This is a genomic window from Algoriphagus aquimarinus (assembly GCF_007997215.1).
GTDB lineage: Bacteria > Bacteroidota > Bacteroidia > Cytophagales > Cyclobacteriaceae > Algoriphagus > Algoriphagus aquimarinus_A.
Window position 1 is genome coordinate 449,040 of the sequence record NZ_VORW01000002.1, and the last position, 16,392, is coordinate 465,431.

Genomic DNA, 16,392 nt, shown 5'->3' on the forward strand with positions numbered 1-16,392 from the left:
CAGCAGGTAATTTATCGGACTGAAAATCTGGAGGATAATCTTGGTAAGACATTCATTTTTTTAGATCTCTTATTTTTATCGTAGTAATACGAAATAATCGTAGGATTATTAAAAATTCGTTTTTACCTTAGGGCTATGGACGAATTAAATAACAACGAAGAAAGGATCATGCGAATTTTTTGGAGACTCGAAAAAGCGCTTGTCCGAGATGTTCTTGATGAACTACCAGATCCGAAGCCGCCTTATACCACCTTGGCATCTTCCATTAAGCTACTTGAGAAGAAAGGCTATTTGGATCACAAAGCTTACGGCACCACACACCAGTATTTCCCATTGATCTCACAGGCTGACTACAGCAAGAGAAGTGTAAATCAATTGGTGAAGCATTATTTCGAAGGTTCGGTGGGGAATTTCCTCTCTTTCATGGTGAAGGAAAATAAGATTTCTGATAAGGAAATTGAAGACTTACAGAAGATGATCGATGATATGGACAAGCCCACAGAGTCATGAATGCTATCCTAATATATCTACTTGAAGCAAGTATTTGTGTTGCTATCACGGTGCTCTTTTACCGAATTGTATTGAGTGAATTGACATTTTTCACGTTGAATCGTGTGATTTTGATTGGTATGTTGATGCTTTCATTCATCATTCCTATGCTCTCATTTAAGCTTGGAATCACCTCATTGGGCACTGGAGAAATAACGCTTCCCGAATTCCTAGTAGGTAAAGAAGTCGCACAGGAAGCAGTAAGTTTTACTTGGCAGGAACTTGTTTTTTACACCTACCTGGCGGGAGTAGTTGTGATGACAGCACATTTGATTTTGGGATTCTTTACTTCTCAGCGATTGCTGGGTAAGTCCAGATTGATGCGTTATCAGGATTACTGGATAGCGGTTCATCCTAAGTTCATTCCGGCTTCCTTCTTCAGTTACATTTTGCTGCCAGACTTCAATCCTGACAGATCTGAACAAAGACAAATCGTCCTACACGAGTCAGTTCATGTACGCTTGAAGCACAGCTGGGATCTGTTGTTGATCCAGTTCGCTAAAATCATCTTTTGGTTCAATCCTTTGATCTACCAGTTCGAAAGATCACTTAGAGAAGTGCATGAATATCAAGCGGATCAAGGTGTGACCTCTACTTATTCCAAAAGAGAATACTCCGGACTATTGCTTCAGATGATCACTGGAGGACAAGGCTGGCACTTCATGAATAATTTCAACCAATTTCAAACCAAAAAACGAATTATTATGATGAGTAAACCACAATCCCAGAAAAGGGAAATGCGTAGGTTCTTGCTTGCGATTCCTGTATTGGCGGCGTTGTTCTTCGTATTTTCTTGCGAAATAACGCCTGAAGAAGATATTGAAGGCCCCACTATGAATGGTGTGAAGGAAGTCGTAAAAATAGGGCCTTCTGACATAACAGCACGAGTGATGGAAATTGGCAAAGACGGCGAGCCAATTTATGATGTTGTAGAAAAGCAACCAGATCCTGTAGGAGGAATGGCAGGATGGAATGCCTATCTAAGCGAAACCTTAACTTATCCAGCGCAGGCCAAAACTTTAGGAATTGAGGGGACTGTGATCCTAATGTTTACAGTCAATTCTGATGGCAGTCTTTCAGATATAGAAGTACTTCGAGCAATTGGAGGCGGTGCAGATGAGGAAGCAGTTAGAGCAATAGAAAATGCACCGAATTGGACTCCAGGTTCTCAAAAAGGAGTAACAGTAAATACGAGAATGAGATTGCCTATTAGATTTAAACTAAGTTGAGTTGGCTTATAGGTATTAAAACCTCACGTGACACCAACAAATGATTTTCCACAGACCATTGAAATTCCAGTTTCTAATTAAGTCTCTTAGTTAAAAAGTCTTTTCAGAAATTCTGCAGAACTGGATTCTTTAAAGAATAAATGAAATACACCTAAATCAAAATCTATGAAACTATCAATTCTTAATTTCCAGTTTAAAGTAATTCCAGTATTCTTAATTGCTTTTCTCTTTTTCGCTGCACTCCCTATTCTATCTGCACAGGGTCAAACTGAAGGAGAGGATGTCTTAATGGAAGTAGACGAAATGCCTAAGCCAAAAGGAGGAATGGAAGGATGGAATACCTACTTGGCTAAAAACCTGACCTATCCGAAAGCTGCTAGAGAAGCGAAAGTAGAAGGTACTGTGATCGCCACTTTTGTAGTTGATGAAAAAGGAGAAGTAAGTAATGTGGAAATTCTCAGAGGCATAGGTGGTGGCTGTGATGAGGAAGTGATGCGACTGGTAAAAGAGTCGCCTAATTGGACCCCTGGAAAAAAGGACGGTGAAATAGTCAAAGTAAGAATGAGGCTTCCTATTAGATTTAAATTATAAGTTAAGTTTTAATTAGTCGAAAAAACATCCGAAGCTTCTTCGGGTGTTTTTTAGTTTATAAGCAAAAAGAGTTAGTTTAGACTACATTTTCAACAACCACAAATTCTATGAAATCAACAAAAAGGTCATTACTGTTGGCAGGTACTGCGCTGATGTTTTTCACTATTCTTTCATCCTTTGATGGGGGTAATATAGGGCTGGATAATTATCCCTCATCTTTCGCAGATACTGTAAAATTTGTAGAAGTCCAAGAACTTGACGTTCCGCCAAAACCACAAGGAGGAATGAAAGGATGGAATAATTACCTTTCGCAAAACCTGAAAGTTCCGCAAACAGATAGAGGAAATGGAACTGTCATTGTTGTTTTTTTGGTGCAAGAAGATGGAAGTGTCACTGATGTGGAATTGCTTAAAAGTGTTTCCAAAGGCTGCGACAAGGCAGCAATGGATGTGGTGAAAAAGTCCCCCAAATGGGAACCAGGAGAATTGGATGGCAAAAAAGTAACTTCAAGAATGAGGTTGCCTATTCGATTCAGTTTTAATTAATAACTTTCTGTTTTATGAAATCATGGCGCCACTGGGTTTAGCTCAGTGGTTTTTGTTTGAAGTGATATAGGACTTTGACTTTAATATAATCCACCTTGCGTTTTCTTACTTCGATTAAGGATAATCCTAGTAATTTCGAACAAATTCAGATCTAAAAATCGATTCATTAGATGAACCAAATCAAACCATCAAGTCACAGTAAGCCTACTTTTTTATTGAGTATTTCCATGCTGATTTTATTGTTCAGTATGTTTTCCTGTGGTGGAAGCCTGGAAGGAAAATTAGTTGGCAAATGGAAAGGAAGTGATCATATGTTTGTCAAAGATACAGGACCTGACTTGGTAGCCACCGTTGACGGGGGACTAGCAAGACATATGGCTAGTACTTTAAATCTCAATGAAGATGGGACTTACCAGAAACTTGTAGGCGAATATGACAATGGGTCAGGTATATGGATGTTGGAAGACGATAACTTGATCTTATTGGATAATAATGGAAACGAGTTGAAATACACCCTTCTCAAAGTCACCGAAAATGAACTGGTTACTATTCATGACGTAACTATGGACACACCTAGTGGAGAATTGTCTGGCAAAATAACTTTGTCTTACACTCGATAGGAACACTAGAAATAGTAAAAACCTAAAATGTTTTATTTTTTGAGTCTTGAGCACCAGCTCAAAATGTAATTCCACAACCCATTTTAATGACTTTTAGAAGTTTGGCTTTTTTGCTGAAAAGCCAATGAATCTATCTTCTGTTTCATAAAATCCATCAACGGTTTTTTGATTGAAGGGAAATTGGAGTAATTTATCCTCCTAAGTTCTTTTCCCTAAATAATCTAACCTATGAACATGAGAATCTTAACACTTGCATTTACAGCTGGTGCATTGACTTTGAGTTCTTTAGCAAACGCTCAAGAGAAAACTCCACCTCCGATGAAGCCTGAGGCTACGGAATTCTACACTCCAGTTCCCCCGAAAGTAACTCCGGGAGCACACAATACTGCACCTCCTTCTGATGCGATTGTGCTTTTTGACGGTACTAGCCTGAATGGGTTTGTAACTGCAAAGGACGGTTCAAGTCCAGCGGCTTGGACTATTGAAAACGGTGAATTGGTAGTTACCAAAGGAAAAGGTGATATCCAGTCCAAGTTGCCATTTGGCGATGCCCAATATCACTTAGAGTGGTCTGCGCCAACCGAAATCGTAGGCGAAGGCCAGGGTAGAGGTAACTCAGGTTTCTTCTTGATGGGTATTTACGAGGTACAGGTATTGGATAGCTACGAAAGCAAAACGTATACAAACGGTCAAGCTGGAAGTATCTATAAGCAACATACTCCATTGGCTATGGCATTGAGACCTGCTGGTGAGTGGAATTATTACGACATCATCTTCAAAGCTCCTCGCTTCAATAAGGATGGGATTTTGACTTCGCCAGCTACAGTTACTTTGCTAATGAATGGTGTATTAGTTCAAAACCATGTTATTCTAAAAGGTCCAACCGAATACATTGGTATTCCAAATTACAAGGCGCATCCAGAAAAATTGCCAATCAAACTTCAGGATCATGGAAACCCTGTTAGATTTAGAAATATCTGGGTGAGAGAGCTATAATATGTGATAAAGTCGGAAAATTTCCGTTTTATAAATAAATGAAAAGTAAGTAGTTAGGTGATTTGTTACCAAAATTACTTACTTTTTTTCTTTGACATCGAATTACTTTTTATTCAACTTAACAACCCAAAATACTATGTCCTCAAGAAGAAAATTTATTCAAAACACCATGCTGCTAGGAGCAGGGTTAGGCATGCCTAATATTCTCACAGCGGCAGATTTCGGGAGGTTTACCCGAAAAATCAAACCCTCAGATCAATTGAATTACGGCTTGATAGGCTGTAATGGAATGGGTTGGTCTAATATGAACGCACATCTCAAAATGCCACAGGTGAACTGTGTAGCTCTGGCAGATGTAGATCAAAGTGTATTAGATAGAAGAACAGAAGATGTATTCAAGCTTCGCGGAACCCGTCCAAAGCAATACAAGGATTATCGAAAGCTACTGGAGGATCCCGATATAGATATTGTGATTGTGGGGACGCCTGATCACTGGCATTGCCTGATCATGTGTGATGCGGTATCTGCTGGCAAAAATGTGTATGTAGAGAAACCAATTGCCAATACTATTGAAGAGTGCCAGTTGATGGTGAAAGCTCAGGAGCGCTATGGGAAAATTGTCCAGGTAGGACAGTGGCAGCGATCTGGATCTCAGTACGCGGAAGCAATCGACTATGTGAAATCCGGTAAGCTAGGTCAGATTCGTCTGGTGAAATGCTGGGCATATCAAGGCTGGATGAAACCTGTGCCTGTATTGCCAAATGGACCAGCGCCTGCTGGCGTTGATTATAAGATGTGGCTAGGTCCAGCACCCGAGAGACCATTCAATCCTAACCGTTTCCATTTCAATTTCCGTTGGTTTTGGGATTATGCGGGAGGTTTGATGACCGACTGGGGAGTGCATGAGATTGATATTGCACTATTCGCAATGGGAGTAAAGGCTCCGAAATCTGTGATGGCATCAGGAGGGAAGTTTGCCTATCCAGATGATGCTTCCGAGACTCCAGATACCTTACAGACCGTTTATGAATACGAAGGCTTCAATATGCTATGGGAACATGCCACTGGTATCGATGGAGGTAACTATGGGACAACTGAAGGAATTGCATTCATAGGAAATAATGCAACCTTGGTCGTGAATAGGGGTGGGTGGAAAGTGATTCCAGAAACTGAGACTAAAGATGGGGTTCGTACTAATAAAGTCGAAGAAGTACCTCATAATAAACCAACTGGAAATGCACTTGACCTGCATGCGGTGAACTTTGTGGAGGCAGTTACTGCCAACGATCCAAAGCTTCTGAACTGTGCGATTCAAACAGGAAGTATTGCAGCTATTAATGCCCAGATGGGTAATATTGCTTACAAGACTGGAGAGAAAGTATATTGGAATGCAGAGAAAAACCAGTTTACATCTTCGGCTGCCAATGATTTAATGAAAGCTCATTATCACAATGGGTGGAAATTGCCTAAAATTTAATTTAAAGTTAGATTACAAAGCTGCAGAGATCGATCTCTGCGGCTTTTGATTGTTTGATACTTCTTTCTTAAAAAGCTAGCGCTGCAAGTCCTAGTTTACTTTTAAATGGATTGATGGATTTTTAAATCTTTCCGGAATATTTTTTCAGTAAATCGTTTACTAATAAGCTAGTGAGGAATTTTATGCTATTGCAATTTTATAATAGAGTCTAGGTCATTTTTCGCTGCCAAAGCATTGCACTCCCATTAAATATGGGACATTGAAAAATTCCCGGTTGCTGAAAACCTGAGATCCACATCCAAGTTGCTCGAAATTTGGGTTAAGAATACTTTTTCTGTGCGAAGGTGAATTCATCCAGAGCTGTACCGCTTCACGCGCATAGCTTAAATAGGTATGAGGAAGTATTACCTCTCGTGTTGAATTGGCATAGGTGTACATTCCTCCACTGCGTGGAATATTGATCTGTCGGCCATCTTGATATTGCAAGCCTATACTGGAACTGATGTTCTCGCCTATTAGCATTCGTTTAAGGCCTTCGCGCGAAAATCGGTCACCAATAGTTTCCTTTCCTTTCACTCTACTAACATGTGAATAGAAGTTGTAATTGACCATGTCGTTGGCGTGCTCAGAAGCTACCTTTTCCATTGCATCGGAATGAGAAAATGGCTTAAGACCATATTTGATCCTTTCCTCATTTGTCAAATAGAATATTGCGGCTTGTAGCAGCCCTCTATCTAGTTTCTTGTAATTGATGGTTTGATTTACCGCCGCAAGCTGGAAAAATTGGGCTGGTGTAAAGCGATTGTAATCAGAGGGAATCCAGGTTTGAGCGACCAGTGAATTTGAAATAAAAAACAATAATATCGAGAGAAATCGTAAAGCCAAGATGCGGATGTCTAAAGTAGGTTCAAGAGAAATAATCTTAATATTAGACGAATTGTTGGCTGGAATATTTTATTCCAATTGAACTGTTTGAGTAAAATCGAACAAAAATACTGTTCGGAATTGTGACAGTGAGATTTAAGAGGAGATTTTTAGCATACTTAGAATCAATCACTTAAATTGATTATGCATGTGATGGTATTGTTTTTTCTATCTATAAATAAAACATGCTGAAATTACTGGCCTATCCATGGGTATCTGATGGACTATTGGATCTACCAAATTTGAAATTTTGAATGTTTATTAGCCATTTAACCTACTAGTTCTTAATCCAATTATTTACTGACTATGAGAAAACTCATTCTAGGATTGTCGCTTTTGACAGCCCCATTGTTATGCCAGGCACAGACAGATGCTCGGCTCATGCAATTACCTGATGTGTCTGATACACAGATTACTTTTACTTTTGGAGATGATATTTGGGTAGTTCCTAAGCAAGGAGGCCTCGCGCAGAGACTTACTTCGCCCCCAGGACCAGAAATGTACCCAAGGTTTTCACCAGATGGCAAGCAGATCGCCTTTTCTGCCAATTACAACGGGAATTATGATGTATATGTGATGCCAACTGCGGGTGGAGTTCCTGCACGCTTAACGTATCATGGGATGCCTGATATCGTGCAAGGCTGGACTCCTGATGGTAAATCTGTATTATTTACTTCAGGGCGGGAGAGTGGCAAGGAACGCTTTTCCCAGTTTTATACCATCGCAGCCACTGGTGGACTTCCAGCTAAGCTTCCAGTTCCTTATGGGGAGTTTGCATCTTATTCACCTGACGGAAAAAGATTTGCCTATACCGACAGAAGTAGAGTAAATAGAAATTGGAAAAGGTACAGAGGTGGTACTGCTCCAGATATCTTGCTTTTTGATTTGACCGGATTCAAAACGGAAAATATCACCAACAATGCCGCTAACGATGAACTTCCAATGTGGATCGGCGATGCGGTATTTTATATGTCAGACAATGGTCCTGAGGGCAGAAATAATCTTTGGAAATACGATCTGAAAACCAAGCAAAATACCCAACTGACGGAGTTTACTGACTTTGATATTACTTTTCCTTCCAATAGTGAAAAGGAAATCGTTTTTGAAGCTGGTGGAAGTCTGTATTTGTATGATATCGCTTCGGCTGAATCCAAGCGAGTAGAAATACAGATTATTTCCGATCAAAAAGCGATGATTCCTAAGATCGTGAAAACTGAGTCTGACTTGATGGCAGCAAGTATTTCACCGGATGGTAATCGTGTGATTGCAAACGCACGTGGGGAGATTTTCAGTTTGCCAGCCAAGAAAGGTTTTGTCACCAATCTTACCAATACTTCAGGAGTAGCTGAGCGCTATCCGGAGATGGCTCCAGATGGTAAAAAAATTGCGTATTGGTCAGATGCTACAGGCGAGTATCAGCTTACCACCAAATCACTAGGAGTGGATTCGCAGACGAAAACACTTACAAATTTCAAAGATGGATTTGGTTACAATATTTTCTGGTCACCTGATAGTAAGAAAATCGTAAGTGTGAATCAGGCTATGGAGGTAATGCTTATCGATGCAACTTCAGGAGTGGTGCAAGTAATTGATAATGGCAAGTACATGTTTGAAGGCAATTTGGAGGGCTTTAGTGTGAGCTGGTCACCAGATAGTCGATTCATCTCCTATAGCCTTTCGAAGAAAAACAGGGCTACTTCAGCTCTATATGTATTTGATAAAAAGTCAAACAAGGTTTCGCAAATTACCTCTGGTTTCTACGCTGACCAAAGTCCGACTTTCAGTGAGGATGGAAAGTATCTCTTCTTCACTACCAACCGTAATTTTGATCCTCAATATTCCGATATCGATAATACTTTTATTTACTCAAATACATCTGGGGTAGCAGTAGGGACCTTGAATCAGTCGATTACATCCTTGATATCTCTGGAAAACGATGAGATAAAAATGGATGAAGAGAAGACAGATAAGGAAGAAGAGAAAAAAGACGACAAAAAGGATAAGGAAAATGAGAAACCAATAGGAGTAGAATTTGAGACTTCCTCCTTCGAAAACAGAATAGAGATGTTGGATATTTCCAATGGAAATATTGGTGGTTTGGCTTCTCTGGAAGGAAAACTTCTATACGTGCGTAATCCAAATACAGGTGCTGGCGATGATTCCAAAAGCAGTTTGGAGCTGTATGATTTTAAAGAAAAAGAATCAAAGACAGTCATTGAAGAGGTAAATGGGTTTTCTCTTTCTGCAGATCGAAAGAAAGTGATGGTGTTCTCTAATGGCAAACTTGCCGTGATCGACCCAGCCTCAGGGCAGAAAATCGAAGAAACAGTACCTCTAGGCGATATGCAGATGACGGTGGTTCCTGCTGAAGAGTGGAAGCAGATTTTCAATGATGTTTGGAGATTTGAGCGGGATTATTTCTATGATCCGAATATGCATGGAGTGGATTGGAATCTTATGCGGAAGCGCTACGGAAGTTTGGTGGAGCAGGCGGGATCTAGACGTGATGTGAATATCATCCTTGGAGATCTTATTGCAGAACTGAACGCTTCACACACCTACAATAACGGAGGAGATTTGGAGTCGGGTCCTTCTATGTCAGTTGGGTATTTGGGGGCCAATTTCGTGCTTGAAAACGGAGCTTATAAAATCGCCAAGATTATCAACGGAGCACCTTGGGATGTGGAAGTTCGTTCACCGCTGTCTAAGCCTGGAGTAGAGATCAAAGAAGGAGATTACCTACTCGCAGTCAATGGTCAGCTAATTGATGCGACTCAATCAATTTATGCTGCTTTGCAGGGTCTTGCAGGAAAAACCGTTCAGCTTACGGTGAATAGTTCTGCTACGATGTCGGGTGCCAAAACTGTGTTGATAGAACCACTTGGATCAGAAGCTAGACTACGAAACCTGTCCTGGATTAATGATTTCCGTAAAAGAGTAGAAGAAGCTACAGATGGAAGAATTGGTTACATATTCGTACCAAGCACTGGAGTAGATGGACAAAATGAGCTTTTCCGCCAGTTTTATGGGCAGATGGAAAAAGAAGGAATGATCATAGATGAGCGCTTTAATAACGGTGGTCAGATTCCGGATCGATTTGTTGAATTGTTAGATCGTAAACCACTTGCATTTTGGGCAGTGCGTGATGGACAGGATTGGGCATGGCCTCCATCTGGCAACTTCGGGCCAAAAGTGATGTTGATCAATGGATTCTCAGGTTCTGGTGGGGATGCTTTTCCTGATTATTTCCGTAAGAGAGAGATCGGTCCACTGATAGGAACAAGAACATGGGGAGGATTGATTGGTATTTCCGGTGCGCCAAGTCTGATCGACGGTGGGTCTGTGACTGTGCCAACTTTTAGAATGTATGATCCAGATGGGACTTGGTTCAAAGAAGGCCATGGTGTAGATCCTGATATCGAAGTAGTAGAAGATTTTGAGAGTCTTGCAAAAGGCACAGATGCTCAATTAGAGGCAGCGATCAAAGAAGTGATGCGTCTCTTGAATAGCAGTGATCGTTTTAAAGTGCCTGCTAGGCCTACTTACGAAAAGAGAAATTAATGAAATTTTGATTTAATAAACTCCCCTTGGATTGCACTCTTAGGGGAGTTTTTGGTTTAGAGGCATTTCAGAAATGTATTTTAATCATGACTACTGTGAACACATTTGAATATAAGGACTACCTGCTCTGTATGACTAAAAAACTATCCTAAAAAAGCGCTCAAGTCTGTAGACAAGAGCGCTTGATTGACAAAACTTTCCTTAGCTGATTTTCGAAAGAAATATTCTTGAAGTTGCTAGAAAAACTAAAGCGACTATCGGCATAATCATAGCGGAAACAGGATCTCCATTTGCAGAGTGAGCTATAAATGCAGAGATAAAGGTGATTCCAAAACCTGCATAAGCCCATTCTTTAACAAGTTTATGAGTGGAAGGAATTAGTAAAACGAACACTCCAAGTATTTTGGCTATGCCTAATTCAATTCGGAAAAAATCCTTAAAGCCCATTGCAGTAAATCCCGCTGATACATTTGGATCTGTGAAATATGCAAATGCGCTGAAAAGCATCATGAGTGATATTAAGCCTGTGGCGGTCCAGTAGATAATTTTATTTTTCATAGTTTGATTATTTGATGCAAACCTAGGGTAATTAGCTATACATTTGTAAGTACTATACTGAAGTATAGTGCTATACTTTGGTATAGTTTAGGTTAAACCATTAATAAAGAGGGTATGAGCAAAAAAGAAAACTTAAGTCCAGTGAAGTGCAAGCTTGTGATTCGTCCTGTTCAGGATGCGTTGGATGTGCTTAATGGCAAATGGAAATTACCAATTATCGTTGCGCTACTTCATGGAGTGAAACGTTTCTCGGAGATTTCAAGGGAAATCCCAGGCATTACGGACCGTATGCTTTCGAAGGAACTACGAGATCTGGAGCTAAATCATCTCGTGAAAAGGACTGTCTATGATACCTTTCCTGTGACCGTCGAATATACAATGACTGAGTATGGAGAGACATTAAAGGATGTAATTGGCGCGCTTCATTTTTGGGGAGAAAACCATAGACGCAAAATTTTTGGGGATGACTTATTGCAAGAGCCGGTTAATAAGGATCATCTTGGGTAAGCTAGAGTAAGATTTCGATTAGATAATATAAAAGTGAAGGACAAAGCAGGCATCCCAAACCTGTATAAAAAGTAGCAGTTACTGCTCCATAAGGAACGAGTTTAGGATCTGTGGCAGCTAATCCAGCAGCAACTCCGCTGGAGGTGCCCATGATTCCTCCAAAGGCCATAGCTGACCCGGCATCGTTTAGACTGATTTTTTCTGCTAGGATGGGAGTGAAGATTGTCACTGCGATCGTCTTCACCACTCCAGCTGCAATACTTAAAGCGATCACTTCAGAACTTGCGCCTAAAGCAGCTCCTGTCACTGGCCCAACTATATATGTACATGCTCCAGCTCCAATGGTAGCTAAGCTCACTGCATCTCTATATCCCCACAGCCAAGCCATGGCTACTCCAGAAATAAAGAAGATTAATATTCCAAAAATCAAGGATATGAGACCTAGTACTCCAGACTTCTTGATGAGAAGAAAGCTTGCACCCAAAGCGGTAGCTACTATGGCAAAATCCCTAAACATGGATCCTCCTAAAACTCCAACTCCACGGAAAATGGGGATGTCGGACAATCCCTTGTCTCCACCTGTAAAAACTCCTCCTACATATCCCAAAACCAATCCCAAAAAGATGGCAATGGCAGATCCTGGGATTCGACCATTCAGTACTTTTTTAGAAAATAAATCAGAAAAATACGCCAGCAGTCCAACAGCAAGAAAGCCTACGATCAATGCATTTTTGTCAAAAACCTTCAGCAGTTCTTCCATTTCAGTTATGCTTAAAAGCTCTCATTAGAAATGGAAAAAATGCAAAGGCGAGAATCACAGGGATAATGCCAGCGACGATGGCTAAATTCCCACTTGAAATCGCTGCTTTTACATTTAGGCTCGCAGCCATCGCAATCACCACAGGGATGTACATTTTATTCCAAAAATCGATACCTGAGATCATTTCATGTTTCCACCAGCCTTTTCGCTCAAATAATTCTTTGAGTAACATTAGAATGATCATGGCAAAACCGACGCCGCCTACATTGGAATTTATACCAATGAGTTTACCTAGAAGCTCACCTAGCCACTGACCTAGCAGATATGAAAAGGAGAGAAGTGCTACACCGTATATGAGCATCAGAAAAGTTTTTTCAAGTCATTTTTGGTCACTTTTCCCATGGCATTTCGTGGTAAATCTTCTATGAAAATATATTTACGTGGTGTCTTGTAGGCGGGCATTCGCTCACGCATCCATTGACTGAGTTGTTCTAGGTTTGGATTTTCTTCACAGACTAAAGCCGCGACTACCAGTTCTCCCCATTCTTCATTTGGAATACCTAAGACTCCGCTATCCTTGATGCCTGGATAGGTACGCAAGACTTCTTCTATCTCCAAGGCTGAAATTTTGTATCCCCCAGATTTGATGATATCGATAGAATCCCGACCAAGAATCCTAAGATATCCATCTGTATTGACTGCAATATCTCCAGTAAGAAACCAGCCTTCGTCGGTGAATGCTTTCGCGGTGGATTCAGGCTTCCCCCAGTATTCTTTGAAGACTGAATCGCCTTTCACCTGAATTTCTCCGGGTTCTCCATCGGCTACCGGCTGATTATTTTCATCTACTAATCTAAACTCTACACCAGGAAGTGGCTGACCAATATGGCCTGCTCTGCGTTCCCCGATATATGGATTGCTGATTGCCATTCCTATTTCGGTCATTCCATAGCGCTCGAGTAAATAATGATCGGATATTTCTTTCCATTTTTCCATGACAGACACGGGCAGAGCTGCTGAACCTGAAATCATCAATCTGAATTTCGCCATGGCCGCAGTTAATTCTTTCTGCTCTGCAATGGATAGACTTTCGAATTCCGAAATCAATTTGAAATAGATCGTAGGCACTGCCATGAAGACATTGAGTTTGCCTTCTTTGAAAATTCTAAAAACCTCTTTTGCACTAAAAGGATTTAAGAATTGAACTGTAGCTCCAGACCAAAGCGCACAACATAGCACATTGATAATTCCATGGACGTGATGAAGAGGGAGTATTTCAAGAATATAATCTTCGGATGTCCATTGCCAAGCTTTCACCAGTGTACTGATCTGCGATTCAATAATTGCATGAGTAGTCAATACTCCTTTGGGAAGTGAGGTAGTGCCAGAAGTATAGAGGATCATTGCTCCTCGTGAAGGGTTAATTTCAGGAAGGGGAATGTTGGAGTCCGACTTCAGTTCTTCCAAACGTAAATATTTCGTGTTTGTATTTTCTTGATAGGGAAGTAGCAGCTCTTCAAATTCTGGTCCTACAATTAGATATCCGGCAGTTGTGTCTTCGATCACATATTTCAAAGAGGGAAACGGATAGGAAATACAGAGTGGAACGGCAATTCCTCCAGCTCTCCAAATGCCCCATTGGGTAGCTACATAGTCTATTCCGGGAGAAACTATGAAAGCAACTCTGGCTTCATTTAAATCAGAACGATCGTTAAGTAAAGCTTCACTGACACCATGGCTTTTTTCTAATAGATCTTGATAGGTATAGTTACCTTCAGAGTCAATTACGGCAGTTTTTGAAGGAAACTTAGAGGCGTTTGCTACAAGTTGAAGCATGAATAAAACTTTATTGGGTTTTTATTTTTGGAATGGAAGATAAAAGCTAATGTTTAGAAATGAAAAAATAGTAGTTGATTTCAATCATAAATGAATTATGCTACTCTAAATCAGGTAATTGGAATAAGGAGTAATAAAAATATGAATTTTATTGGTTCTGTGTTTGCAGAACTAACTGAACTTTGTTTACCTTTGGTCCGTTACTAGCCCATAACCCAAATACATTGAATATGGTATTGACTGAAAAACACAAGGAACTGATCGAGAGAATCGGAGTTTTCCATGAGCATAAAGGTATGCAGCCATTAGTTGGTAGAATTATCGGATTGCTATTGGTTCACGAAGAAGGTGAAGTTTCTTTTGATGAAATCGTAGAGCAGCTCGGTGTTAGTAAAAGTGCTGTGAGTAATGCTTTGACTTTTCTACAGGCAAAAGACAGGTGTATATACTCTACTCGGCCTGGCGACAGAAAGCGATATTTTGCCTTGAAGTTGAGCGATTGGAGAGAGGATTTTGCAAAGGAACTAGAGAACATCGCAGAAATTCAAAAATTCATCGATCAAGTGTTAGAAGTAAGAACTGAAAAGAATCATGAATTCAATTGCAAAATGAAGGATTTCTCTGATTTCCTGGGCTTTTTCAAAAAAGAAATTCCAGCCTTGTTTGAACGATTTAAAAAGCAACAAGCTTAAAAAAATTTAACTATTAAGTTCATAAAAAACAGAACCAACTATATATTTTATAACCAACTATTATTCAGACATGTTAAAGAAGTATTTAACGTATGCATTTTTCTTAATAGCTCCAGTAATGGCTATGGGGCAGGAAACAGTGCCGGAATTTACCCTTCCAGATACGCTTACATTGAAAGAGAGTATTCAGATCGGTTTGGAAAACAATCGAACGCTGAAGAAAGCCATACTTGATGAAGAGAAGGCTAAGTATCAGAGAAATGAAATAAGAGGAGCTGGTCTTCCGCAGTTTTCTGCTTACGGGCAGTACAGCAACTTCTTGGATGTATTCCCGCAGGCAGTGCCAGGAGGGATTTTTGGAGGAGACCCTAATGAACTTCAGGTGATTTCTTTAGGTGTTCCTCAGTCCTTAAAAGCTGGGTTTGAGTTGAATCAGTTGATTTTTAGTAATTCCTATTTGATAGGTTTGAAAGCTGCAAAAACAGGGGAGGAGTTTTACAGAATTTTGTCTGAACAATCTGAACAAGATGTAATTCACGAGATCACTATGAATTACCTAGGAGTGATTCAATTGGAACTTCAGAAGGAAAATTTGCAGGCAAATATCGACCAGCTACAAAGCCTTGAGAAAATACTTCAATCACAATACGACAATGATCTAGCACGTAAGGTGGATCTAAACCGTGTGAAGGTGAACTTGACTTCCATTCGAAGTGAATTGGATAACCTTGAGATTTCAATTTTTCAGCAAGAAGGTTATTTGAAGTTATTGATGGGCATTCCGATAGATACTGAGATTAATCTTGATCAATCAGTAGCGGATATGGATGAGAAAGTGAAAGATTTCCAAATTCAGGATTTCAACATTTTTGATAGAAAAGATATTCAGGTTCTGGGCATTCAGGAGCAGTTGTATGAGTACGAATACAAAAATATCAAAGCGGCTCATCAGCCTCAATTGGTTGGATTTGCTGATTTCAACAAGAATGCTTTCTCTCAGAATTTTGATTTTCTAAGCCAGAACAAAGTTTGGTTTCAGGGATTTTTAATCGGCTTGAAATTACAGATTCCTATTTTCGATGGGATGCAAACCAAATACAAAGCTGCTCAATCAAAAGTCAATGCTCAACAGTTAAACCTTGATCGTCGTCAAGCAGAAGATGCAGCAGAACTGGAATACAAAAATGCACTAAACAAATACTACAATTCACTGAATACTCTGGCTGCTCTGGATAGCAATTTAGATCTCGCAGATGATGTGTTTAGCGAAACAACCTTGCTTTACAAAGAGGGATTAAGTCCACTTACGGATTTGCTGGATGCTGAGACCACGCAGAGACAAGCAAAAGCCAACTACAACAATCAAATAATACAGGTTCGGATCGCTCAATTGGAGATTCTGAATTCAACTGGAAAAATATCTAATCTTTTATTGTAACCGAAAACTCAAACCAACAATGAAATCGAGCATGTCTCAGGCGCTCCACACTGGGATTGTTTTCAGACCTACGAGATTTCTTCCGATAGCTATTGGGATGACCATAAAA

At 40.1% G+C, this 16,392-nt stretch carries 16 protein-coding genes; 11 read left to right on the plus strand and 5 right to left on the minus strand.

What is annotated here, in order from left to right; translation table 11 throughout:
• Positions 1–135: 135 nt before the first annotated feature.
• The 7 genes from ESV85_RS06500 to ESV85_RS06530 all read left to right on the plus strand — a co-directional run bounded on the left by ESV85_RS06500 (position 136) and on the right by ESV85_RS06530 (position 6,007).
• Entirely contained in the window at positions 136–510 is a 375-nt protein-coding gene (locus tag ESV85_RS06500; RefSeq protein ID WP_092897761.1) for a BlaI/MecI/CopY family transcriptional regulator, read from the plus strand.
• Positions 507–1,778: a TonB family protein gene (locus ESV85_RS22475; RefSeq protein WP_146915884.1), complete on the plus strand. Its 1,272-nt coding sequence runs from the start codon at positions 507–509 to the stop codon at positions 1,776–1,778. Before ESV85_RS06500 ends, ESV85_RS22475 begins: the two co-directional genes overlap by 4 nt.
• A 165-nt stretch (positions 1,779–1,943) precedes the next feature.
• Positions 1,944–2,369, plus strand: a complete 426-nt coding sequence (locus tag ESV85_RS06510; RefSeq protein WP_146915886.1) for an energy transducer TonB — start codon at positions 1,944–1,946, stop codon at positions 2,367–2,369.
• A gap of 107 nt (positions 2,370–2,476) precedes the next feature.
• Positions 2,477–2,914, plus strand: a complete 438-nt coding sequence (locus tag ESV85_RS06515; RefSeq protein WP_146915888.1) for an energy transducer TonB — start codon at positions 2,477–2,479, stop codon at positions 2,912–2,914.
• Positions 2,915–3,084: 170 nt separating this feature from the next.
• Positions 3,085–3,534: a copper resistance protein NlpE gene (locus ESV85_RS06520; RefSeq protein ID WP_146915890.1), complete on the plus strand. Its 450-nt coding sequence runs from the start codon at positions 3,085–3,087 to the stop codon at positions 3,532–3,534.
• Between the two features lie 228 nt (positions 3,535–3,762).
• Complete coding sequence (locus tag ESV85_RS06525; protein WP_146915892.1) at positions 3,763–4,530, plus strand: DUF1080 domain-containing protein; 768 nt, start codon at positions 3,763–3,765, stop codon at positions 4,528–4,530.
• 136 nt (positions 4,531–4,666) lie between these two features.
• Positions 4,667–6,007, plus strand: a complete 1,341-nt coding sequence (locus ESV85_RS06530) for a Gfo/Idh/MocA family protein (RefSeq protein WP_146915894.1) — start codon at positions 4,667–4,669, stop codon at positions 6,005–6,007.
• Between the two features lie 213 nt (positions 6,008–6,220).
• Here ESV85_RS06530 and ESV85_RS06535 read toward each other — a convergent pair whose 3' ends face one another.
• Positions 6,221–6,892, minus strand: coding sequence for a CAP domain-containing protein (locus ESV85_RS06535; RefSeq protein ID WP_191321952.1), 672 nt, complete (start codon positions 6,890–6,892; stop codon positions 6,221–6,223).
• Between the two features lie 345 nt (positions 6,893–7,237).
• On the opposite strand from ESV85_RS06535, the gene ESV85_RS06540 reads away from it, so the two are divergent.
• Positions 7,238–10,492, plus strand: coding sequence for a S41 family peptidase (locus ESV85_RS06540; RefSeq protein ID WP_146915898.1), 3,255 nt, complete (start codon positions 7,238–7,240; stop codon positions 10,490–10,492).
• A 201-nt stretch (positions 10,493–10,693) separates the two neighbouring features.
• Here the strand turns inward: ESV85_RS06540 and ESV85_RS06545 are convergent, their stop codons facing one another.
• Positions 10,694–11,050 carry a DoxX family protein gene (locus ESV85_RS06545; RefSeq protein WP_146915900.1) on the minus strand — a complete coding sequence of 119 codons (357 nt, stop codon included), beginning with the start codon at positions 11,048–11,050 and terminating at the stop codon, positions 10,694–10,696.
• Between the two features lie 114 nt (positions 11,051–11,164).
• Between ESV85_RS06545 and ESV85_RS06550 the strand changes: the two genes are divergently transcribed.
• The gene (locus ESV85_RS06550; RefSeq protein WP_146915902.1) at positions 11,165–11,557 is read left to right on the plus strand and encodes a winged helix-turn-helix transcriptional regulator; all 393 of its coding nucleotides are present in this window, start codon (positions 11,165–11,167) and stop codon (positions 11,555–11,557) included.
• Between the two features lies 1 nt (position 11,558).
• Here ESV85_RS06550 and madM read toward each other — a convergent pair whose 3' ends face one another.
• From madM to ESV85_RS06565, 3 genes are read right to left on the minus strand one after another with little or no spacing between them, the layout of a single operon-like run.
• Positions 11,559–12,317, minus strand: coding sequence for a malonate transporter subunit MadM (gene madM, locus ESV85_RS06555; RefSeq protein WP_146915903.1), 759 nt, complete (start codon positions 12,315–12,317; stop codon positions 11,559–11,561).
• 1 nt (position 12,318) lies between these two features.
• Positions 12,319–12,678 carry a malonate transporter subunit MadL gene (gene madL / locus ESV85_RS06560; RefSeq protein ID WP_146915905.1) on the minus strand — a complete coding sequence of 120 codons (360 nt, stop codon included), beginning with the start codon at positions 12,676–12,678 and terminating at the stop codon, positions 12,319–12,321.
• A complete protein-coding gene (locus ESV85_RS06565; RefSeq protein WP_146915907.1) occupies positions 12,678–14,153 on the minus strand; it encodes an acyl-CoA synthetase in 1,476 nt (491 codons plus the stop codon). The genes madL and ESV85_RS06565 overlap by 1 nt, the downstream gene beginning before the upstream one ends.
• Positions 14,154–14,383: 230 nt before the next feature.
• Between ESV85_RS06565 and ESV85_RS06570 the strand changes: the two genes are divergently transcribed.
• Positions 14,384–14,845, plus strand: coding sequence for a GbsR/MarR family transcriptional regulator (locus tag ESV85_RS06570; RefSeq protein WP_146915909.1), 462 nt, complete (start codon positions 14,384–14,386; stop codon positions 14,843–14,845).
• Positions 14,846–14,915: 70 nt separating this feature from the next.
• Positions 14,916–16,283, plus strand: coding sequence for a TolC family protein (locus ESV85_RS06575; protein WP_223275923.1), 1,368 nt, complete (start codon positions 14,916–14,918; stop codon positions 16,281–16,283).
• Positions 16,284–16,392 lie beyond the last annotated feature (109 nt).